Source organism: Niabella beijingensis (assembly GCF_020034665.1).
In the GTDB taxonomy this organism is placed as follows: domain Bacteria; phylum Bacteroidota; class Bacteroidia; order Chitinophagales; family Chitinophagaceae; genus Niabella; species Niabella beijingensis.
The window spans coordinates 1,882,968-1,906,721 of record NZ_JAIQDI010000002.1; the positions used below are offsets into that span (position 1 = coordinate 1,882,968).

The 23,754-nt window shown below is 45.3% G+C and carries 13 protein-coding genes; all 13 read right to left on the bottom strand.

The window, feature by feature from the left end:
- Nucleotides 1-19: 19 nt before the first annotated feature.
- The 13 genes from K7B07_RS23910 to K7B07_RS23970 all read right to left on the bottom strand — a co-directional run bounded on the left by K7B07_RS23910 (nucleotide 20) and on the right by K7B07_RS23970 (nucleotide 23,496).
- Entirely contained in the window at nucleotides 20-1,540 is a 1,521-nt protein-coding gene (locus K7B07_RS23910) for a xylulokinase (RefSeq protein WP_223713068.1), read from the bottom strand.
- A 41-nt stretch (nucleotides 1,541-1,581) separates the two neighbouring features.
- Nucleotides 1,582-2,910 (bottom strand): xylose isomerase, encoded by a 1,329-nt coding sequence (gene xylA / locus K7B07_RS23915; protein WP_223713069.1) that lies wholly within the window; start codon nucleotides 2,908-2,910, stop codon nucleotides 1,582-1,584.
- 104 nt (nucleotides 2,911-3,014) lie between these two features.
- Complete coding sequence (locus tag K7B07_RS23920) at nucleotides 3,015-4,994, bottom strand: RagB/SusD family nutrient uptake outer membrane protein (RefSeq protein ID WP_223713070.1); 1,980 nt, start codon at nucleotides 4,992-4,994, stop codon at nucleotides 3,015-3,017.
- An 11-nt stretch (nucleotides 4,995-5,005) separates the two neighbouring features.
- Entirely contained in the window at nucleotides 5,006-8,131 is a 3,126-nt protein-coding gene (locus tag K7B07_RS23925) for a SusC/RagA family TonB-linked outer membrane protein (protein WP_223713071.1), read from the bottom strand.
- 387 nt (nucleotides 8,132-8,518) lie between these two features.
- Nucleotides 8,519-8,740, bottom strand: a complete 222-nt coding sequence (locus tag K7B07_RS23930; RefSeq protein ID WP_223713072.1) for a hypothetical protein — start codon at nucleotides 8,738-8,740, stop codon at nucleotides 8,519-8,521.
- 15 nt (nucleotides 8,741-8,755) lie between these two features.
- A complete protein-coding gene (locus K7B07_RS23935) occupies nucleotides 8,756-9,724 on the bottom strand; it encodes a transketolase family protein (RefSeq protein ID WP_223713073.1) in 969 nt (322 codons plus the stop codon).
- Nucleotides 9,725-9,734: 10 nt separating this feature from the next.
- Nucleotides 9,735-10,586, bottom strand: a complete 852-nt coding sequence (locus K7B07_RS23940) for a transketolase (protein WP_223713074.1) — start codon at nucleotides 10,584-10,586, stop codon at nucleotides 9,735-9,737.
- 48 nt (nucleotides 10,587-10,634) lie between these two features.
- Nucleotides 10,635-12,242: a glycoside hydrolase family 43 protein gene (locus K7B07_RS23945; protein ID WP_223713075.1), complete on the bottom strand. Its 1,608-nt coding sequence runs from the start codon at nucleotides 12,240-12,242 to the stop codon at nucleotides 10,635-10,637.
- A gap of 28 nt (nucleotides 12,243-12,270) precedes the next feature.
- A complete protein-coding gene (locus K7B07_RS23950) occupies nucleotides 12,271-14,037 on the bottom strand; it encodes a glycoside hydrolase family 43 protein (RefSeq protein WP_223713076.1) in 1,767 nt (588 codons plus the stop codon).
- Nucleotides 14,038-14,066: 29 nt separating this feature from the next.
- Complete coding sequence (locus K7B07_RS23955; RefSeq protein ID WP_223713077.1) at nucleotides 14,067-15,287, bottom strand: SGNH/GDSL hydrolase family protein; 1,221 nt, start codon at nucleotides 15,285-15,287, stop codon at nucleotides 14,067-14,069.
- Nucleotides 15,288-15,322: 35 nt separating this feature from the next.
- Nucleotides 15,323-16,282 carry a sialate O-acetylesterase gene (locus K7B07_RS23960; RefSeq protein ID WP_223713078.1) on the bottom strand — a complete coding sequence of 320 codons (960 nt, stop codon included), beginning with the start codon at nucleotides 16,280-16,282 and terminating at the stop codon, nucleotides 15,323-15,325.
- Between the two features lie 40 nt (nucleotides 16,283-16,322).
- The gene (locus tag K7B07_RS23965; protein ID WP_223713079.1) at nucleotides 16,323-18,893 is read right to left on the bottom strand and encodes a glycosyl hydrolase 115 family protein; all 2,571 of its coding nucleotides are present in this window, start codon (nucleotides 18,891-18,893) and stop codon (nucleotides 16,323-16,325) included.
- A gap of 748 nt (nucleotides 18,894-19,641) precedes the next feature.
- The gene (locus K7B07_RS23970) at nucleotides 19,642-23,496 is read right to left on the bottom strand and encodes a hybrid sensor histidine kinase/response regulator transcription factor (RefSeq protein WP_223713080.1); all 3,855 of its coding nucleotides are present in this window, start codon (nucleotides 23,494-23,496) and stop codon (nucleotides 19,642-19,644) included.
- Between the last annotated feature and the right edge of the window lie 258 nt (nucleotides 23,497-23,754).

The following is a 23,754-nucleotide window of genomic DNA, read 5'->3' on the forward strand; positions in this document are numbered from 1 at the left end:
GATAAAAGCGCTAACAGCGCTACAGGTATTTCCGTACACATCCTACACCCGTATCCGCCCCCTGCTGTTCCATATGCTTATCCAGCAGGTTTCTCCATTCTGTATACAGCTCATCATATAACCGGGTTTGCACCGGTTGAATAATGGAAAGCGCTTCACGTTTCTGAAAGGCCTCTCCGGTGTTACGAAAATAGCCGCATCCTATACCTGCACCGAGCGCCGCTCCTACACTTCCATCGCAGTTGTAGAGTTCTACCGGCACGTTGGTAACGTTTACAAAGGCTTCTGTAAATACAGGACTTAAAAACATATTGGCCTTGCCCGCTTTGATTACCGAAGGATTCATGCCATTGCTGCGCATTATATCCAACCCATATCGGAACGCAAAAGCGATTCCTTCCTGTGCTGCCCGTAATATATGCGCATTGCTGTGCTTATTCAGATCGATATTATGCAGATGGGCTCCGATGATCCTATTGTTCAGCATACGCTCCGCGCCATTGCCAAAGGGCAATATCGACAGGCCTTCACTTCCGGGTCGTATGGTTTCCGCCAGCTCATTCATTTTATGATAGGAAAATCCGCCATTTAAGTTTCTGATCCAGCGATTCAAAATGCCGGTTCCATTGATACAAAGCAGTACACCAATTCGCTCCTGCTCCTTGCTGTAATTGACATGGGCAAAGCTATTGATCCGGCTCCGGGGGTCGCTGACAGGCCGGTCACTCACTCCATAAATAACGCCTGATGTACCGGCAGTGGCGGCCACATCGCCCGGTTCGAGCACATTCAGTGACAGCGCATTGTTTGGCTGGTCACCGGCCTTATACGATACAGGGATACCTGCTTTTAAGAATAGCTCTTCCGCGGCTTCCCTGGTCAGACTGCCATGTGTTGCAAATACATCGCCGATTTGAGGAATAAGCTTTTCATCGAAATCAAAAAAATCCATGATATCTGCTGATAACCGGGCATTTAAAAAATCCCAGAAGATGCCTTCCGATAAGGCAGAAGGCGTGGTTGTGATGCTGCCGGTGAGCCGCTGCGCTATAAAATCGCCGGGCAACATTATTTTATCGATTTTTTTGTAGAGCTCCGGTTCCATTTCCTTAACCCAGGCCAGTTTTGCTGCCGTAAAATTTCCGGGAGAATTTAAAAGACGCGACAAACAATAGTCTGTGCCCAGACCTTCAAAAGCGCGGTTTCCATATGGAACAGCACGGCTATCACACCAGATAATGCTATTGCGCAGCACATTACCCGCTTTATCTAACAATACCAAACCATGCATTTGATACGATATCCCGATAGCGCCGATATCGTTCCTGTTGTATTTGCCTGTTTCATGCAGTTTTTTAATCGCGTCCTTTACGTCATTCCACCAGCGTTCGGGCGACTGCTCTGCCCAACCGGATTGCAGCGCTATGATCTCCCGTTCCGTTTCCGGATATTGGGCGGAAGCAATGGTTTGCTGAGTAGCACCATCCACTACCGAAACTTTAACAGAGGAAGTTCCTACATCGATTCCTAATAGTAACATTGTTTTGCTTTCATTGAATTATCCATGGCCGTTGTCACCCGCTAAATGTACCTGTTGATAATATTCTCCAGGTATTCCTGTCTACCACTTTTGCTGGCGGGTTCGCCGGCTTCAATGGCATAGGCACGCAGCTCTTCCAGGGAAAGCTTTCCTTGTTCAAATTCCCGGCCTTTACCGCTGTTGAAAGAGGCATAACGTTCCGCCCGGACCTGTTTATAGTCTGATTTGTTTAATACGGCATCAGCCGTAATCAGCGCTCTTGCAAATGTGTCCATTCCGCCGATATGTGCATAAAACAGGTCATTCAGATCTGTGGATGCCCTGCGGATCTTGGCATCGAAGTTGATTCCTCCTCCCTTCAGTCCGCCGGTTTCCAGGAAGATTAACATTGCTTCGGTGAGCTCGTTTAAATTATTAGGGAACTGGTCGGTATCCCAGCCATTTTGATAGTCGCCGCGGTTGGCATCCAGCGAACCTAATACGCCCGCATCGGCGGCTACCTGCAGCTCGTGCTGAAAGGTATGACCTGCCAGGGTAGCATGGTTTACTTCGATGTTTATTTTGAAATCGTCCAGCAAATCCCACTGGCGTAAAAAACCAATTACGGTTTCACTGTCAAAATCGTACTGGTGTTTGGTGGGCTCCATGGGTTTGGGTTCTATTAAGAACGTACCTTTAAAACCATTTTTCCTCGCATAATCTTTGGCGGTGTGCAGGAAGCGGGCTAAATGTTCTTTTTCCCGTTTCATATCGGTGTTTAGCAGGGTCATATACCCTTCTCTGCCCCCCCAAAACACATAACCCTCCCCGCCCAGTTCTATGGTAGCATCGATTGCCGCTTTTACTTGCGCCGCCGCATGGGATAATACATGAAAATCAGGATTGGTGGAGGCGCCGTTCATATAACGTGGATTGGAAAATACATTGGCGGTGCCCCACAATAACTTTACATCGCTTTCGGCCTGTTTTTGTTTAGCATAGTCTACCAGGGCCTCTAAGCGCCTGTCATTTTCTTTGATATCTGGCCCGTAATCTACAAGATCGACATCGTGAAAACAATAGAACGGAAGGTTCATTTTAGTGATAAACTCAAAAGCCGCATCCATCTTGTCTTTGGCGCGTTCCACGGGATCTGCCTTTAGATTCCAATCGAATACATGGGTGCCGGGACCAAAAGGGTCGTTACCGTCATTGCAGAACGAATGCCAGTAAGCACATGCAAAACGAAAATGTTCTTTTAAAGTCTTACCGGCTACTATCCGGTTTTCATCATACCACCGAAAAGCCAGCGGATTATCACTTTCCAGACCTTCATATTGTATTGCAGGAACACCTTTAAAGTATTCATGATCTCCTAGAATAATACTCATAATAACGCTCTTATCTTGTTTTAAATAATTTACGTACTGTATGAAAAAAAATCAGAACCAACGTACAGGTCAATAATAAAACCGAAACACTTTATCCGGGATGCTTAATATCCCGGGTTCTGATAAGCCCTCTTCTCTTCAGTGCTCATATCCATTCCATCAAGTTGGGATTGAGGTATCGGCCGCAGATAATGGGCAGGAGTAATTGTACGGGTAACGGTACCTATTGTATGATCCTTCCAGTCGTTCGGATTGGTTTTGCCGGCAATTTCGAAGCTGCTGCTCAGTTCGCTCCATTTTTGTGTACGCACCAAATCCAGCCAACGGTATCCTTCCCCAAAATACTCGCGGGAACGTTCTGCAAGTATATAATTGATATCTATTGCAGCGGGTGTAGCGGCAATTAAGGCAACACTGTTATCCTGTACTTTGGCAACATTGCCTCCGTTATCCCAACGCCACTTTCCGGCGCGCGCACGAATTATATTTATCAATCCTCTTGCTGAACCGTCATTTGCGTAGGCACCTGCTACACCTTTAGTAACGGCACCTTTAACAGCTGCTTCAGCAGCTATGAAGAACAACTCAGAAAATTTGGCGGCAACATAAGGACGGGTAAGGCTTCCGTTTGGCTGACCCAAACCTCCGTTGTTATCGGTACGATAAGGCCCCATTTTCCAGTTGCCGGGATAGCATATCCTGCTAAAAGCTTTTGGTTCAATTACAAAATCCGCACGCCCGGGCAATACACCGGCACCAACATTACTGTTATAGATCGAGTTTGAATAGTCTACACCGCCTACATCAGTATTTAAAAATGTAAGGATAACATCACCGTTTGATACCGGTAAATAATTAGCATTATACATCTGATTCGCAGCAATACCGGCTTCTTTCCAGTTACTCCGATACCTTGTTACAAACGTACCATCATAACGAGAATCATTTGTTTTATCAGCAAAGGTTTTGGTAAACACACCATGCGGTGGTGCGATCATGGTCCAGGGGCGCCCTAAAGGCTGGGTGGCAGCGCGTTGAACAGAGCTTACCGCTGCCCATGATGTACTGGAGGTACTGCTTCTGATATTCGTATAATTCCATTGTTCAAACCAGTGGGCAAAATTGTCAGTTCCAAAACCGCCACCGCTATAACCCAAATCGCCTCCATTATAGATGCTGCTTTTTTCGGTATGGTCAGCATATAATACCGATTCGTTGTTCCGGTCGTTGGGGCCGTTGTTTACATCATAAAATGTCGGTTGCAAACCAAAAGATGCGGGGTTAGCGATCGCTGTGGTTGCCACGTCATAGGCCTGCTGAAAATACCAGGTCGCATCATGCCCGTCGGGATCTGTTCGCGCAGCTTCGGGATAAGTAGGAATACTGTTGGGGTTTTGCAGCCACCATCCATAGGTAAGATAGGCTTTTGCAAGAAACAACCGTGCGGCAGTTTTGGTAACCCCGCCGGTTACCCTGCCCACATCGGGCAATTGTTCTGCAGCCAGCAGCAGATCAGGGAATATAGCTTTCGTATATACTTCAGGAACGGTATTACGTTTTGAAGTCCGAACAGTTGATGTATTAAATTTCAATTCGCCACCGCCCAGATCTAACGGTACACCACCAAAGGTTTGCACCAAAAGGAAATAATCAAAGGCCCTGAAAAATCTTGCTTCTGCAATTAATGATTCGACGACGCCAACCGCAGCTCCGTTTTCTATCACACCGCTGGCCGTATTGATAGCTGGGAAAGCGGCTCCCCAGACAATACCGGTATTACTGGATGCAGGATCGATTACGCCTACGCCTGAAAAATCGAGGTTTTTTACATTACCGTCAGAGTTTTGACCCCATGTATGTTCATCAGTACTTACCTGATTGGCGTTAATGAAGTAACCGTTTCCGTACATCAGCCGCAGGTGTCCGTAAAGCGCTGTGATACCCCCTTTTACACCCGCATCGGTTTTAAAGTAGTCCGGGGTAAATATGCTGCGGGGATTTTCATCCAGTATTTTAGAACATCCCGTTATAAACAGTGCTGCAAAAATTGCGAGCCAACAGGTTCTTATATATTTATGTTTCATTGCTGTAGGTTTTAAAATGTGATGTTAATCCCTAATAAATAATTACGGCTGGTTGGTGTATTATAGCCCACCGTTAAAAGTCTTCGCTGCCCGTAACCATATGCCACGGCCATGTTAGCACCGTCGTTTGCATAAGAGTTGGTTTCGGGATCCATACCTGATTCTTTGTAATAAGGAGAGAAGAATACAAACGGGTTCTGTGCCGTTGCATATAAACGCATCCTTTCAATACCCAGGTTTTTCAACCACTTTTGTGTGAAATTATATCCGAGGGAAATAGTCCGTATTTTCATAAACGACCCGTCAAAATAGCCAAGCGTTGAGCCATATTTCGGATTGTTGCTGCTTTTAGGACTACGGGGATCCGGGTATTTGGCATTAGGGTTATCTTCGGTCCAGTAATCAATATCTATTTGCCCCCTTCTGCCATCTTCAAGATTAAGATAACCGTTAGCGCCATAAAGGGTACTGTTTAAGATACCTCCGTTTTGAAAAACGCCAACTATGGTTAAATCCAAATTCCTGTAGCCCACCCGGGTATTAAAGCCCCCTAAAAATTTAGGATCGGCGTTAATAATTTGTCGGTCGTCAGAACCAATAATCCGGGTGGGAGAACCATCGGCATTGTAATCGCCCGTATACAATACCTTAATCATTCCGGGTACACCCGCCGGACCTTCGTATTGTTTTACTGCATCCGCTTCGTTCGCCTGCCAAATACCTGTTTTTTGATAATCAAAAATTACATTTAAGGGATGGCCAACAAACAACCAGTTCCCTTCATCACGTAATTGCCCTGACGCAAGACTTACAATTTTATTTACGTTCCGGTAAAGATTTACGCCTGCTTCCCAGGTCCACCCGTTGTGATCATCCAATAAAACACCGTTCAGTGAGATTTCAAAACCCTTATTTTGAGTAGCCCCCACATTACCCGTATAGCTGCTTACACCTGATGTTTGCGGCAGTCCCACGCTTAACAATAAGTCTTCTGTTTTGGTTACATAATACTCTACAGTACCGCTCAGGCGATTTTGAAACATTGAAAAGTCTAAGCCCAGGTTACTGGTTTTTGAATACTCCCACCCTAAAGCCGGATTGGGAAGTTCTGTTACATAATAACCATTTGCGTTACTCTCACCAAAATTGTACGGGCGTACACTTAAACGTCCAAGCGTTGCATAAGGTGCTACCGACTGGTTGGATGTCTGTCCGTATCCGGCCCGCAGTTTCAGGGAGTTCAGCCAGTCAGCTCCATTCATAAAGGACTCTTTGCGAAGATTCCAGCCTGCTGATATGGCCGGGTAACTATGCCATTTATGTCCCACTGCTAATCGGGAGGATGCGTCGGAACGGAACGTAGCGCTGATCATATAACGATCATCGTAAGAATACATTACACGCCCCATGTATGACATCAGCCCGCTGACCCAGTACGCCTGGTTGTCGGGGTTGATGGAAATATCATCATTGCTACCGGTTGAGGTTTGCCCTAAATTAAAATACTGAAAATTGTCCCCAGCAAGGTTCCTGCGGCCAACAGAAGAGCTGTTATAGCTAATCTGTTCTGTAGAATATAAAGCCACTGCATTTATTTTATGGACCCCGTTGAAGGTTTTATCATACGTAAGCAGGTTTTCCACCGCCCACTGGGTTGTATAAGCATTACTTATAGATGCCGTATTAGGGTTTGCGATATCGGAACTAAACACACCGATACCCTGATAGCTACCGGTATTGCTGTTGCGATAATTGGCACCTAAGTTTAAACGGTATTTAAGCCCCTGTACACCCGGAATAGATAATTCTCCCCAAACCGAATTATAAGAACCAAAATCCTTGGTGCGGTTGATGTATTTATCGCCCAATGCATCCATCGTTTCCCTGGTATAGACCCATTGCTGGTCCTGCGGCATTACTACAACACGCTTCGTGGTTCCGTCCTGGTTAAATGGATTGGCAATCGGCGACATGCTCAGCACCCCGTACATACCTAAATTAGCACCATCGGTAATACTATAATTATTATTGGTTGTAAATCCTATACGAAATAGTTTGCCAATTTGCTGATCTAATGACGCACGGATAGAAAAGCGGCTATACTGGGATCCGGGGATGGGCGCTTCATCACGGTAATAACCTACTCCCACCTTATACTGGCTCTTGTCCGTTCCACCACCTACACTCAGGTCGTGATTCTGAACTTTAGCCGACCTGTAAAACAGATCCTGCCAATCGGTATTAATGGCGCCCGTTGTATCTTCATCTATGCCCGGGTTACGGTTTAAATCGGCTCTTTTGCGAAGGGCGATGTATTTATCGGCTTCCATCATAGGGTATTTCATTACATCCTTAATGCCATAATAACCGCTATAGGTAAGTTGTGCTTTTCGTCCGCGGCTTCCTTTATTAGTGGTAATTAATATAACACCATTGGCACCCCGGGAACCGTAGATAGCTGTTGCAGACGCATCCTTTAAGATATCTATACTTTTTATATCTTCCGGACTAATATCTGCAATGGTTCCTGCAAAGGGGATCCCGTCCAATACGATCAAAGGATCATTTTCTGCATTGATGGAACGCGTACCACGAATACGAATTTGCATAGTTGCGCCGGGTTTTGTAGAGGTTTGAGCCATCTGCACACCTGCCACCCGCCCCTGTAATGCCTGGGATATATTTGCCGCAGGTATCTGATTTAAAGTAGCCCCGCTTACGGAAGCTACCGAACCGGTAACCGCCTCTTTGCGCTGTGTACCGTACCCTACTACAATGACCTCGTCCATTTTCCCCAACCCGTCTTCCAGAACTATTGCCAGCTGGTTCTGATTTAAAACAGGTATCTCTTTTTGCAGATAATTAACTGCACTAACTACCAGTACTGCATCCGGCGCCGCATCTATGGAGAAAACACCACTACTGTCGGCATTAACCCCACTGCCTGTACCTTTTACCAAAATGGATGCTCCCGGAATGGGTACATCTGCATTATCCTTAACAGTTCCCTGTATCCTGTTTGTTTGTGCCGCTGCATCAAATGATAAAATCAATACAGCAAACAGGTATAGCAAGCTTTTAAAATAGGTTGTTAATATGGCGTAAGAACAACCAGTCGTTTTTAGATTTCGAGGCATTTTTTCCATCGTTTTAGTTTTATTCGTTAAAGAATGGCCATTATATTATACAGTATCTATGGATTTTAATCGGTTGCAATGGCAAACCCTGCTTCTTTTTCATTCCTGAATGCAAGCCTTTTATAGAATGCGCCGGCGAACAGTTTAACTGCCGGTGACCAGCAATGCAATCGATTACAATTTCAGATCAAAAAAATACTCCTCCGGGAGTTGTCCATCATTCACTACAATGTATATCACAGACTGCCAAAACTAGGGGACTTCCCAAAAAGCCGGTTTAACGGATGTTGAAACAATTGTAACATATGTTGAAATATGAATGATACAAGAAATTGAAATTGTAAAATATTTATTTTCAAAATATTACAGTTTATATATTTTGCTATTTTATTGATTTCCCAATCCTGAAGCAATGCAATTTTTCTTACGAGAAACATTTAAAAACTTTTGAGCAGGTCCCTTGTATCCGGAAGTGCCACCGACTGGTTCTATTTTGATTTTTTGAGAAAAGTTTTCGGCACCTGTCCCCCCTCCATTGGTAAGGTTCCTTATCGTATCCGTCGGGAACGGTGCCGTATCGACCGCTATAATCAGGAAGTTTTGCAACATCGTCCATCATGTAAATTAATCTGTCAACGATGCTTTCCTTTTCATCACTTTCTTGGCTTTCCCGGCTATATTGTCAGCGTCAAGTCCGTATTTGATCATTAATTCTGCCGGTTTGCCGCTTTCTCCAAAAGAATCGTCTACCGCTACAAATTCCTGGGGCGCCACCCTGGTGGTAGTGAGCAACCGGGCAATACTCTCCCCCAGCCCTCCCATTTTATTATGCTCTTCAGCCGTTACAATACAACCCGTTTTTGCTACAGAGCTCAGTATCGCCGCCTCGTCGAGGGGTTTGATGGTATGTATATTAATCACTTCCGCGTCAACACCTTCCTGTTCCAGTTTTTCCGCAGCCTGTATCGCCTCCCATACCAAATGACCGGTTGCCGCAATGGTTACATCTTTTCCAGGCCGTACGAGCCACGCTTTTCCTATTTCAAACTCCTGGTCAGGATTGGTAAATACCGGCACAGCAGGACGGCCAAACCTCAGATAAACCGGTCCTTCGTATTCTGCTATGGCAATAGTTGCTGCCATGGTCTGGTTGTAATCACATGGATTGATGACCGTCATGCCGGGCAACATTTTCATTAAACCGATATCTTCAAGGATCTGGTGAGTAGCTCCATCCTCTCCAAGGGTAAGACCCGCGTGGGATGCACATATTTTCACATTCTTATTACTGTAAGCAATACTTTGCCGTATTTGGTCATATACCCGACCGGTTGAAAAATTAGCAAAAGTTCCGGTAAATGGGATCGATCCCCCAATGGTCATACCGGCTGCCATCCCCATCATGTTTGCTTCCGCAATACCGGTCTGGATAAATCGTTCGGGAAATTCGTTAATGAATGCGTCCATCTTTAAAGAGCCCACCAGGTCGGCGCACAAAGCCACTACATTTTTATTTCTTCTACCCGCCTCAAGCAGGCCGGCACCAAAACCCGATCGGGTATCTTTTTTTTCTGTATAAGTATATTTCGTCATTTTAATACTATTAATAGTCATTCATGCTGGTTTGTAATTCAGAGAGGGCAAGGCTTAACTGCTCGTCGTTCGGTGCAATACCATGCCATTTATGAGAGCCCGTCATAAAGCTTACCCCATGTCCCATGTTGGTTTTCATTAATATGCAAATAGGTTTCTTTTTTAAGGCTTTCTTTTGGGCCAACAATAGCGTTGCCACCACTTCTTCCATATCATTTCCGTCCATATATAATACTCTCCAGCCAAAAGCTTTCCATTTGGTATCCAGTTCACCCAACGAAAGCACCTGTTCTGTGGAACCGTCTATTTGTTGTCCGTTCACATCAATGGTCATCACCAGGTTATCTACCTTTTTGGCGGCGGCAAAAAGCGCCGCTTCCCAGATCTGCCCTTCCTGGAGCTCCCCGTCGCCATGTAAAGAGAAGACAAGGCTTTTGTCCTTCTTTATTTTTTTAGTTAATGCGGCGCCAATAGCCACAGACAATCCCTGCCCCAGGGATCCTGATGACATGCGAACGCCCGGCAGTCCCTCATGCGTGGTGGGATGCCCCTGTAACCTGGAATTTAGTTTCCGGAACGTCTTTAATTCTTCAACATCAAAATAACCGCTACGGGCCAGTACCGAATAAAATACGGGCGAAATATGACCGTTGGATAAAAAGAAGAGGTCCTCCCCTAATCCATCCATATTAAAATCCGGTTTATGATTCATGATTTTGAAATACAAAGCCGTCATAAAATCGGCGCATCCCAGTGAGCCGCCCGGATGGCCCGACTGGCAGCCATGCACCATCCTTACCACATCACGCCTGGCCTGGGTTGCAATGTATTTCAGTTGGTCGATTGAATACTCATTTTTCATTCTTTGTATATTTTATGCTATTTACTTTAGAAGTTATTTAAAAGCCGCTTACCGCTCGCCAACGGCAAATTTGAAATAATCCACATCTACATATCCGCCCGGTGATTTTGTGGCATAGTTGAACAGGGCAAATTTGCTGCCCATAAATAGTTTACGGTAATCGAAGATCATTTTATATTCCGGGCCAAGTTTTGTCCAGTTACTGCCATCCAGACTGTAATAAAACTTCGCCCAGTCCTTATTGAGGTTGAAGTCGCCGTCAATACGTAGATAGATCTTATCCTGACTGAGCGCTACGCGGGCTTTTTCTTTGACAGTTACCTTTGTAACCGCTTTTTCCTTTTCGCTTAACTCCACCACCTCAGTGCTCATTGTAAGATACTTTTTGGTACCCTCCGCAACCACCGACAAAATACCTGAATGCCCGTTAAAAGCACTGAAGCCCGCCACATCGCCATCTTTCATTTTTGAAATATCCATTGCAACAATGCCATTGCACGTAGGCCCCATCATACGTTGGGTAATGGTATTGGGGGCCAGGTACAGGTTCGGAACAACACGGTTTGTTTTTAATCTCAAATAACCGGGACGTTCCGTCAGCGACCAGGCACTGTTAACCGGGTTATGGTTCCACTGCCAGTTGATCTTTAACTTTCTGTCCGAAAAGTCATCGCTTTCAACAATCCGTTTACCGGTATCTTTAGATTTTAAGGGGGTACTGCCCTGCAAGGGCACTTTACCATTTTCATCACCCAGCATCGGCCAGCCGTCTATCCAGCGCACAGGCACTAACAATGGCACACGACCTATGCTATTCCTGTCCTGGAAGATCAATCCAAACCAATCGCCGGTCTTACTATCGATAATACAGCCCTGCCCCACATATGGAAATCCGGCAAAATTATCCTCCAGGATCACTTTCTTTTCGTAGGGTCCGGTGATACGGTCAGCGCGGTAACAAACCTGCCTGCGCGGCTTGCCTGTTGGCCAGGAGATCATCAGCAGATAATATTTCCCGTTATGCTTTATCACCTGGTTTCCTTCGAGCAGACCGGTTTCTTCAGCATCCTTTTTGAAGATATCGGTATTGATACCTCCGGGCTTTATATCCGACAGGTCGGTTTTCAGCTCTGTAACCCGTGTTCCGGAAAAAACAAATGGCCTGCCATCATCATCAAAAAAAAGGGAAGCATCGTGAAAATGTGGTGTACGGGAAACAAGTTTCCATTTTTCCGAAGCAGGTTCGGAGCTGCTGTAAATATACGCCCTGTAAGGTGCATCGTTTGGCGAAAAAAGCACGTAATATTTCCCCTTATAATAACGGATGGAAGATGCCCACTGGCCACGTCCGTAAACCGTGCCGTTAATTAAATTGTATTTTGAATTATCTGTCAGGCTGTCAAATACATAGCTTACGATTTCCCAATGTACCAAATCACCCGATTTCATAATTGGTGCACCCGGCATCAGGTGCATGGTAGTGCTGATAAGGTAGTAGTCGTTACCGTTTCTTGTAACCGACAGATCCGGAATATCGGTCCAGATCAGGGGATTTTTATAAGGCGTTGCGATTATTGCGCTTGAAGCCGATTTTGAAGGAGTATCACAGCCCCAGATGCTTAATGCGACCAATAATCCGGTTAACAGTTTATACATTCCACATATATTTATCTGTTAACAATTGCTAAGGCTGCAGATCATTATCCAAAGTGGCATACAGGCCAATCAATGCACCGGTAAAGCCGCCGGCAACATTTGTTGACAAAATATCACCCGAAACCGGAACTCCTACATTATGATAAGTGGTCCCATCGGCAGAATAACTAAAAGAATATTCATCCTGCGGGGATGCCACCACCCGCAGTTCTATAGGTTTGGTCACATCGATCTTTGTGTCACCGATTATCGTTGTGGTTGTGCCAGGGCTACCGAGCGGTTCCTTCCGTTCGGTCCTTGCCAGTACCAGGTAATAATCCTTATCCTTTTTTGTGACGCCAAAAACATAATTAAAAGCCTCACTCTGATAACAGGTAATACCGGCAAGATCTTTATCAGACCGGGGGATATAGGTCATTGTCACCTTTGCCTCAAAGCTGGCGTGTTGCTGCCGGCAGAAAAGTGCAGCAACAGGAGCCTGTGCCTTTATAGTCGTTTCAAATGGCTTTATAGCTACACCTCCCCCGGAAGATGTACTGATAAAATTTTCACGGGGGCCGCGCATCGCAATCCATCTATAGTCCAAAACAGGCGCCGAAAAATTGTCGGTAAATGTGAAATTACCATTGGGAAGAAATCCATTTTCCCCTGTTTGATTGAGAACTCCGGCGGTGAGTTTTTGCTTCGTTTTCAGGGGAACCAGTCCATTTTCAAAAACGGGGTAAGTACCGCTCCAGTCAACAGGAAGTATAAAGGTTTCGCGCCCGGTGTTTACCCGATCTTTTGCGTTAGGGCGAATTCCCAGGAATACACCATAATATTTTCCGTCTTTTCCCTCCACCAGGTCAGCGTGTCCCGCCCAGTCCGTTTTTGCCTTCCTGTCTTTTGGAAAATATCGTTGAGTGAGTATGGGATTGCCCGGCGCGGGTATAAAAGGCCCTTTGGGATTATCGCTCATAAAAACCACCTCGCTGTGCCAGTCGCCGGTTCCCCCCTCTGCACACATCAGGTAATATCTTCCCTTCTTTTTATACAGATGCGGCCCTTCGATCCAGATCGGCTTTTGCGAAATATCCACGCCTCCATCCACCAGTATTTTATCCGTCCCGGGAATTACTTCATCCTTTTCCAGGTCATATTCCCACAGTTTGATCACCCGATGGCCACTGTATAATTCCTTCCCCTTATCAGGCGCATCGTTGTGTACCACGTAAGCTTTACCATCATCATCAAAAAACAGGGAGGGGTCGATTCCATCAAACTTCAGTTTAATCACTTCACCCCAGCCTTTGAAAGGATCTTTTGTTTTTACTACCATGTTACCGATCCCGCCGGCAATCTGGGTGGTGATCATATAAAAGGTTTCATTGTGCCTGTTATATTTAATGGATGGTGCATAAATGCCTGCTGAAACACCCGCTTTCGCTACCTTTAGTTGGGAAGGCCGGTCCAGTACATGGCCGATCTGTTTCCAGTTTACGAGATCCGTCGAATGAAAGATGGGAACACCCGGAAACATCGAAAAGGATGAGTTTACCAAAAAGTAATCATCCCCCCTGCGCACAATGCTTGGATCGGGATAACAGCCCTGCAGAATGGGATTGTAAAATTCACCCGCGTTCAGAGGATATTCCTTATAGACGGCGTCATTGCCCTTATAAGAAAATTGTGTAAAGACGGGTATGTTGCGTTCTGTCTGCCGTAACTTTCCCTTTTGAGCCGACATTGTACCTGGAACTATCAGGAACAAAGCCAGCACCACGCGCTGCCAATGCATTAAACCAAGCTTTATCATTATCGTTATTTTTATGTATTGTATTTGTTTTACTGTGCAAACAGGTTCAGATCTATGGATGTGCCCATCTTTTCATAACCGGCTTCATTGGGGTGTAGCCAGTCATTATCATGCAGATCGGGTAATATTTTCCTAAGATCATCCGGGTCGCGCATGGTTTTATCAAAATCGATTACCGCATCAAATTTTCGGGTGGTACGTATCCATTCATTCACTATATCTCTTGCCCGCTGCCGGAAAGGTGTGTCATAAAAAGATTTTTGAAAGGGCAGGATCGTACAACCATATACTTTCATTCCCTTTGCGTGCGCCTTATCAGCCATTAACGCGTATGCCGCTATCAGTTGCTGTGCTATTTCAGGTACTTCATCTGCGTTTTTGATTCCGCCAATATCGTTGATCCCTTCCAGTATCAACAGGTATTTTACGCCGCTTTGCGAAAGGATGTCCCTTTCGAAGCGGGCTAAAGCTGTAGGTCCTAAACCGCCGCGCAATACGCAGTTGCCCCCGATACCCAGGTTCAACACGCCCCGGTTTTGTGTTGAGGGATTGGTCAGCAAGCGTTCCGATAAGATATCCGTCCAGCGGTTTTGCCTGTTGGTGCCGGAGCCTCTTCCATCAGTAATAGAATTGCCCAAAACGGCAATTGCAAAAGCTTTGGGGGAAGTCATTACATCAATACCCTTAATCACATACCAGTGATCGGTTTTAACCGCATCTTTAAAATCAGCAGATTTGATTTGATTTCCGCCAAGAATGTAAGATGTGGTACGTGAACCGGGATGTCCCGTAAGGGATGGCGATGTCTCTCCGAAATAAATGGTAATGGCCAGCAGTGAACCCGGCCTGAGTTTAAAATCTACCGGGTCCGAAAAAAGTTCGGTTCCGGGTTGCATTGTTACCGTTTCTTTGCCGCTAAACCGCAATAGCGCCTGCGTGGCGTCATCAATACGGCTACCTTCTTTAGCCACAGCAATAGTTGCGCTTTTTATAGTAACCGGCTGCTTGCTGAATTGATTAGAAAATTGCACGCGGAGTTTACCTCCACCTGCAGACACACGCACCACCTGGCGGATTGTATTATTACGCAGCCCCGGTTGGGGAGGCATATTGCCCGGCTCTACCAGTTGCGGTGCAGCAGCCCAGGTGCCCACCCATTCAGAGGGGACTGTAATGGTCGCATTCTTACTGCTGTTGCAGGAAAACAGGATTGCAGCCGTAAATACAATACATAATAAGGGACGTCTCAAATATATATTTTTTAAAAATTGCATCATAGCTTATTTTACTCTGCTATAATTTTTTCGCCCATCAGTTCCAACATTACTGCCGCATACCGCTTTCCCAATTTTCTGTAACCGGCGGCGCTGAAATGCAACCGGTCGCTAACACCCTGGCAACCTGCTGACGGCACTACATGTGCCGTCGCGATCGTTTGAGGCAGTGTGCGGATAATTTTATTCATTGCGGCGCAGGCTCCGTTCTGGTCTTCGGGTACCAGTTCACCGGCCAGCAGCGGCACTTCTTTTGCATCCAGGTTCAGATCGTGCAACAGGCGTTCATACACTTTCTTTACTTTCTGCGGCCATAAAGTATCACCGGTATTCGACTCGCCCTGGTGTAGCAAAATACCTTTTATAATACCGCTTTTCTGCGCAAGCCTTGCCATTTCCACTAATCGCCGATACGGGCTGCCACCATAGTCCCGGATCATATTTTTCATCCAGTCGGGCTGTTTTGCCGCGTAGGAGGCACAGCTGTCTTCGTCAAATAACTCTATTTTGCATCCGCCGACAGACACATTAACAATGCCTACTTTTATTTTCTGCGGGAGATATTGCACCATTGTTCTTCCAAAATAATCTGCCGGGCCAAGGCCGGTATGGCACCGCGCAAGCGGGGGAATTGCCAGGTACCAACCGCCCATTTTTCTTCCACGATTATCACAGTCAACCGAAGCCAACATTTTAAATCTGTCACTGATACCCAGGCTGTCCTGCACCTGTGGCGTTGCCGCCCCTTCCATATTCGACTGGCCCAGGCACAGGTAAATATGAAAGTTCTTATCTGGTACGCCGGTTATTTTATCAGAACCTGTGGATGGATAAGAAACGGATACTGTCGTTCCATGTGCAATGCATCCCGTTTCTTTTTCAAATCCTTCGTCAGTGAACAGCACCACATCCTGTGCAGTTAAAACACATACAACCAATAGCGAACAACTAACTAATAAAGCTTTTTTCATATTGTTGTTTATAATTTACCTCCTTGCCCTTTACATAAGTTTACCGGTTTTCGATCTTCGTTTCTGGAGGTCCGAGGTAACTTTGTTTCAGGCCTCCCATATCCACTACTAACTTTTGCAATACCACACCCGGGCTGATCATCCAGTACTTCAGCGTGTGTTTACCTTCTTTATCAATCCTGTGATCGGTATCCGTAATGTTTATATTATCCGATACAGTTCGGGCCCAGGGGTGGCTGTCTACCTTAAATTTATTGATGGATACTATTTGCGGCTCACCGTCGTCAATAGAAATAGCATATTGCAGGCCGTTCTCACTGTCGGTATAGTTAAGCGTTGGGGAGGTATAAATATTCAGCTTAACATTACCCTTGCCGGATGTATAAAAATCATATTGAAGCTGGGGTTTGTTTTTTGACAACCTACTGATGTTCCTGGTAACAGGGAAAGTGGTGATACCGTCCCCTTCGCGACCAATACCCGGAATTAGTTTCCATGCTATACCGGGCTGTTCTTTTTTTCTTGTAAAGTTCGACGCAGTAATAGAAACGTACCCGTCTTTTTCATAGAATGCAGGTCCTTTGTCATCTCCGGCAATCCCGGGCGAAGCAGGCGGTGTTGATAAAACAGTGCTTTCAGCGTTCCGGACGCTGCCTTCTTTCACGTACCTTACCTCCGGCATCTTTTGCACTGCCGGTTCCTGCCAGGAAGTATAGCCTATATGCTTCTGGGACATCATGTGGTTCCATTTTCCATTATTCAGCTGGTGGTAGGCAACCGTTATTAAGGAGTCGTTCTTGTAAAACTGTATTGCTTCACCGGCATATTTATTTGCCAGCAAATTATTTCGCTTTGCGTAATAGTCATTCCAGGCCAGCGCCGTATACATATGCTGAAGATTCCCATAAGCTTTCACCGGGTACAATACCAATTGATAAAACGCGCTTTTCTGTTCCTGCGGTATTCTGGCATTAATCTCCTCCGCCTTTTTTTGTAATAAATTCCACGCTTCTGCTACCCGGTTGGCTTCATTATAATTGGTAATGCTGTAACTTTTTGCATCTAACAGTTCCGGCTTCCGGCGGGAGGCATACTGGGCATAGGTTGCCAGAATCCGGGCAATTTCCTTTGCATAAATACCGCCAAACTGTTGGGTCGCCCATTTCAGGTAATAACCGGATAGATTATCTTCATTCCAGTTATCTACATTCCACGCATAATCAAGGAAAAAGCTTGTCGGCAGTTCCATGGGCTTTAAGTCGCCCACATTTACAATCCATACCTGGCGGGCATTGTGCTCATATGCCAGGTGCATTTGCTCCCACACCCTGGCTATATTATTGGTGTTGATCCACTTGTAATTTCTTGGGCCACCTACATAATCAAAATGATAATAAATACCATATCCACCTTTACGGGGTTCTGCATTCAAATCAGGTAACCGGCGGATATTGCCCCAGTTATCATCGCACAATAAAAGCGTAACATCATCGGGCACACGCATTCCTTTGTCGTAGTAATCCTGTACCTCTTTGTACAGTGCCCATAGTTGTGGGGTTTCGGACGCAGGTTTCCCGGTCACTTCTTCCACAATTTTCCGCTGATCTTTTACTATCCTTTCCAGGAGCGCTGTTGCGGTTCTTGTTGTCATCGGCTCATCGCCATCGCCCCGCATCCCAATCGTAAGGATACTTTCATGACCGCGCATATTTTCTATTCCCTTTTTCCAAAACGATTGCAGTCCCTTTTCGTTTCTTTCATAATCCCACGCACCTTTGCCATATCGTTTCCATTCGGTCTGGGCCCTCAGCATGGGCTCATGATGAGACGTGCCCATTACAATACCCCAGCGATGCGCTAATACCGGGTTAAGCGTATCATCATCATTAAAGGCATTCCCCCACATAGCCGGCCATAAATAATTTGCTTTGAGCCGGAGCAGCAGCTCAAATAAATGCTCATACATTTTATGATTAAAACCGCCAAACTTTTCCTTTGTCCAGCCACTAAATGCAGGAGCCTCATCATTAATAAAAATACCACGGTATTTTACTGAAGGAGAAGGGTAATTATACACTCCGTTTTTGAAATACACTTCTTTTTGCTTTCTGACAGGTACATCAGCCCACCAATACCAGGGAGAAACGCCCATTTGCCGGGAAAGCTCAACAACTCCATACGCAGCACCCCGCCTGTCGCTTCCTATAATAATCAGTGCATTTTGAACGCCGCGGAAGGGTTTTCTGATATTTTGCAGTTTAAATGCTTCCCACTTGCCTTTCAGGACACTTGCATCAATCCGGTTATTCTTCATCAGCTGTCTGACGCCCGTCATTCGGCCAACCGTACCAATGATGATCACATTATTCGAAGCATCAATTTTATCGACAAGCCGAGGGGTTTTTCCCGTCACCTTTTCTATATCTTTTTGCAACAGCGCGGCCGTTTTATGGATCAGCGTGTCTTCCGAAGCTTCTACAAATATGGACGCCACACCGGTAGCCGTAACAATGGGAAAGTCGTTACTACCGGCATTTTCAGTTATAAAATATTGGGCGCCGACATCGAAAACTAAAAGTGTCAGAAAACACAAAATAAAACTCCTCTTCATAAGATACTTATAATTTCACAAGTCACTACAATTACATCGTTATTTTAACAGAAGCCAGACGAAAATGCATACATTCACCGTTCCGGGTAAAGGACCGGCTCAAGCAAGCATAAACAGATCTGGTTGAAGCATACTCGTACCGGTACTACAACAGGGGTTCCGCAAAATCGCTGACAACAAATCCGGATGGCCCATCGTTTTTAAAATCTTCTAATCGGTTACATTCGTAACGCCCTGTTAATGTATTGTAACCTGTTAAGGATGGACCGTATACCTCCGCAGGCAAAACACACCGGTTCAGCACCCAAAAATGTAATCGGTTACATTTCGAGTTCAAAAAATACCCTCAAGGATCATCCTAATTTCCTCCTTAGGTATTTATCTTTTTCCAGGCCTCTTTTATCGCAGGACTGGTCCACTAAAGTAGCTTCATTGTCAAAAAACGCTTTTAACTTATGTTGAAACAGTTGTAACGCATGTTGAAATCTGTATACCGGAAATGTTGATCACCAATTAAAACATTCACCAGTAATGAATTAAAAAACGAACGCCTGTATGCGCGCGCCTTTGATCTATTATGAATTGCTGCGGAGCAGTCAACCTCCCCTCCGGAAAGAGTATTGCCCAATGGTCCGGCGGAAATGGCCTTACCGGCCGGGACCGGAAGTATTGAGCGTACCAACAACTTGCATAACCAGTGTTATAAGTCGTGATTACGATACGGCGAAGTGCAAATTAAATCAGCGGCTTATTCGCCGTACTGACTGGGAGTTTTTCCAAATTTTTCATGAAAGCACTTGGAAAAATAAGAAACACTGTTAAATCCGACTTCAGCAGCAATTTCTGAAACAGGGAGTTGTTTTTCTAAAAGCAATTCCGCCGCCCGGTTAAGTCGTATCGTTCTGACAAAATTAGTGGGCGATTGGCCGGTAAGCGCCATTAGCTTTCGATATAACCCGGTGCGGTCCATGAGCATATCGGAACTGAATTTTTCGACCGAATAGTCGGGATTGTCTAAATTTCCGTTCACACACTGTAGCGCACGTTCCAATAGTTCCTTATCCAGGGTATTGGTAGTAATCGCAGCTACCTTAATTTCTCTTTCCGTACCAAAAGACCGGCGACGGGCTTCCGCCAGCTGCATCAGTTTACGGATACGTAAACGAAGTAATTCCATATCAAATGGCTTTACCAGATAGGCATCCACCCCCGATTCATACCCCTCAAACCGTGCCTGATCAGAGGTTCTGGCCGTAAGCATAATGATCGGAATATGCGAAACTGAAATATCGCCCCTCACTCTTTTACTCAGCTCATCTCCATTCATTTCCGGCATCATCCTGTCTGTAATAATCAGGTCGGGATGCTGTTGTAATGCCATTTCAAGTCCAACCACACCATTGTTTGCCGTCAGGACATTGTAAGAACCGTCCAGCTCCCTTTTCACAAACTCGCGAAGCCCGTCATGATCTTCCACCACCAGGATTGTTTTTTTCTGCTCATCTTTTGACTCGCTGTCACCGGCGCCTGGTTTCCGCTCATCAACAGGCAACCTGACTTCAAACAGGGAGCCTTCTCCCCTGCGGCCAGAAACAGCGATAGTTCCTCCATGCATTTCGGCATATTGTTTCGCCATAAACAGTCCTATTCCACTACCGGTGTTACCGTCAATTTGATTAGCAGACTGGTAAAACCTGTCGAAGATCCGGGCCTGATCTTCTTTTGATATCCCCACCCCGGTATCTTTAACTTTAATGATCAGCAAATCCATTTCCGCGTTCAGGCCTGCTTCTGCAACAACATGCTCCCCTGCCGGTGTAAACTTAAATGCATTGGACAGCAGATTAGTGACCAGGCGGGTCACCTTCGAAGTATCGATCCACATTTCTTTATCAATATCCTGTACCATTGCATCAAAATGTATGTGCTTTTCTTTCCCAAGGGGTGCATACACCTCAAACAGCTCCTTTAGGAAAGAAAGGTTGGTAACATATTTTAATTGGAGCACTTCGGCTGCTTCATCAACTTTTTTGAATTCCAATAACTGGTTGATATTATCCAGTAACAAATCGGAATTATTGCTTATCCGTTGCAAATCATTTTTTACTTCTGTATCAGTAACCCTTGTAATAAGCGATTTCAACGGCGTGGTGATCAACGTCAACGGTGTTCTTAGTTCATGGCTTATGTTCGTAATAAAAGCGGCTTTCGCTTGTTCTACAGCTTCTTTATGCTGCTTTTGTCGTTTCTGTTCATTGCGTTGTTTAAAATGCCTGTATAAATACCATCCAACAGCCATCAGTAAGATGGCATAGATTAATTTGGCATAAATTGTCAGCCAGAAGGGAGGCTCAATTACGATAAGCAGCGACCTTGGCGTTTCTGACCACCTGTTACCGTCTGCGCTGGCAAAAAGCAGAAACCGATACTCGCCCGGTGCCAGTCTGGTGTAAGTGGCTTCGCCCGTACCGGATGCCGATCTTTCCACGCGCCAGTCATCATCTACCCCTTCTAACCGGTATTTGAAATACGTATTGGAAGGATTAATATAATTTAATCCTGCAAAGTCAATACTGAAAAAATTCTGGTTATAGCGCAATATGATCCTGTCAGAGCTTGCCACCGCATGCTCCAGAATAATTCTCCCGTCATCGGCAGCCCCCTCGCTTACGGGCTTTCCAAACAATTTGAAGCCAGACAAAACCGGTGACAGCGTTTCATATGTATGAACCCGGATGTCTCGATTGAGCATATTTAATCCATCGACGCCTCCGAAAAAAAGCTCCTGCAGGGTATCGGCATAAACGGCGCGTTCGGAAAACGTATGATCCATTACTCCATCATACCGGTTATAATTCTGTACGATAAAATGATACCCTGTATCAGCCGATACTTTTTGAATATTACTAATACCCCGGGATGTTGTCACCCATAGTGTTTTATCCTTGTCCTGAATAATCCCTTTGATGTTCTGATTCACCAGTCCCTCACCGGCTCCCAGCTGATACAGCTTTTTTTTCGCGGGGTCCCAGACGTATAAATTGCCGAATGACCCGATCCACAGGAGCCCCTCGTCGTCAGAAAAAATACAGATGAAATAATCTTTTATCAGTGGATAAGAACGATTCTTAATTCCGGTGCTATCGGTGGAAAGGTGCAGGGAATGATCGCTCTTATCAATAAAAAAAAGCCCTTTTGCTGAAACACCCGCCCAGTAGCGGTTCCAGGAAATCACCTGTTTGACACCGTTCAATACCGCAGCAGAAAACAATAAGGTAGCCTTCTTTGCCACAGGATCATACAGATAAAGTCCGCGATTGGGCGTGCATATCCACAAGGATCCCTCTGCTGTCTCCGAAATATAAGTTACAGGTATATCCAGATGCCGGCTCAAGCTTCCGTCATTACCTAAAACATACAAGCCTTCAGATAAACCTACCCATACCGTACCCGATTTTGAACGGTACAAAGCCCGGACCTCCGAGCCCGCCATTGCTTTTTTAAATTTTCCGACCGGTGCCCCGTTTTTCCAGTCTGTCCTGTATAAACCATCTAAAGCGCCCACCCAAAGCTTTCCTGCAGATGAAAGAACGCTATAGATACGCAGGTCATCTCCCTCGCCCTGTTCAAAAAAACTTTTATCAATATTCAAAAAGCGGGAACGCGACGGATGATAATAATACAATCCCTTATTAAAGGTGCCCACCCATAAACCTCCCTGCTGATCATATAATAACGTATATGCCTCATTATCTTCCCTGCGTCCATCCGTCAATGTAAGATAAGGATAGTACCTTCCGGCATCTGCTCCTGACGGGAAATACCACATTCCCACTTTTGCTGAAATCCAGAAATTCCCCGACTTATCTGCAGTAAGATTATTGAGCCAATACTGTTTCGTTTCCAGTAATACAGCAGCGCTGCGATTCCGGGTATCAAATCTTACCAGCTGCCCCTGCCCAACATCATTTCGCACAAGGTACAAATACGGTCCCACCACGTTAACCCAAAGCCGCGTCCGGGTATCCGCGTATCCTTCTTTTTGAAAGTTCTCCTGGTACACTTCTTTGCCGGTAGCTTCATCCAGGCACCGCATCAGGCCTGATCGATAAAAAAGGTAAACCAGTCCATTAAGTCTTGCAATATCGAGCAGCTGATCGTTCTTTAATCCATTAGCTGTTACTGTTTCCAAAAAGACGGATACTTTCTTTTCCCGTTGGTCATAACGATACAACTTTTCAGTCTTTGTAAGCACCCAAATGTCACCATAAGTATCAACAAAAAGGTTTACAGGCGGGGCCGGGAACCCAAGACTTTTTAAATAATCCAGGGGATCCTCCTGGCTCTTTTCGGCGGCAATGTTTATTACAATAAGCCGGTTCTGATTTTTTACCCAAAGCCTGCCATCAGTCAAATATCCTTTGTATTGATACGGCGTATATTCGTCCAGCGCTATTACGTTTTTTTCGTCAACATCAATTTTTTTAAACCCTCCGCCATTGAATAAATTAACAGTACTTTCTGTAAAAACGACCAGCCTTCTGTCCGGTAATTGCGTTACATAACGGATTTGCTCTTCATGGAGCTCAAATCTTCTGTCCAACGGTGAAAATGTAATATCCTGAGCCACGGCGCAGCACCACACTAATAAATTAATCAGGAATAAAGCAGTCTTCATTTTAATTATCAAAAAAGGCCAGGCAGCCACGCCATATCTCCTGGGATGAACATATTATTGAACAATTTATCCCGGACAGACAGCCCCGGAACACAAAGCAATAGCACATTTATCAAAATCCGCTTAAACATATGGCACCTGATATATCATAACAAACAAATCCGTAAAAATGAAATCGATTGC

Excerpts from the sequence above, each read along its gene's own strand:
- K7B07_RS23965 (WP_223713079.1), bottom strand. The coding sequence starts at position 18,893 with ATGAAGAGGAGTTTTATTTTGTGTTTTCTGACACTTTTAGTTTTCGAT.
- K7B07_RS23920 (WP_223713070.1), bottom strand. The coding sequence starts at position 4,994 with ATGAAACATAAATATATAAGAACCTGTTGGCTCGCAATTTTTGCAGCA.
- xylA (WP_223713069.1), bottom strand. The coding sequence starts at position 2,910 with ATGAGTATTATTCTAGGAGATCATGAATACTTTAAAGGTGTTCCTGCA.
- K7B07_RS23960 (WP_223713078.1), bottom strand. The coding sequence starts at position 16,282 with ATGAAAAAAGCTTTATTAGTTAGTTGTTCGCTATTGGTTGTATGTGTT.
- K7B07_RS23945 (WP_223713075.1), bottom strand. The coding sequence starts at position 12,242 with ATGTATAAACTGTTAACCGGATTATTGGTCGCATTAAGCATCTGGGGC.
- K7B07_RS23935 (WP_223713073.1), bottom strand. The coding sequence starts at position 9,724 with ATGACGAAATATACTTATACAGAAAAAAAAGATACCCGATCGGGTTTT.
- K7B07_RS23950 (WP_223713076.1), bottom strand. The coding sequence starts at position 14,037 with ATGATAAAGCTTGGTTTAATGCATTGGCAGCGCGTGGTGCTGGCTTTG.
- K7B07_RS23910 (WP_223713068.1), bottom strand. The coding sequence starts at position 1,540 with ATGTTACTATTAGGAATCGATGTAGGAACTTCCTCTGTTAAAGTTTCG.
- K7B07_RS23940 (WP_223713074.1), bottom strand. The coding sequence starts at position 10,586 with ATGAAAAATGAGTATTCAATCGACCAACTGAAATACATTGCAACCCAG.
- K7B07_RS23930 (WP_223713072.1), bottom strand. The coding sequence starts at position 8,740 with ATGTTGCAAAACTTCCTGATTATAGCGGTCGATACGGCACCGTTCCCG.
- K7B07_RS23925 (WP_223713071.1), bottom strand. The coding sequence starts at position 8,131 with ATGCCTCGAAATCTAAAAACGACTGGTTGTTCTTACGCCATATTAACA.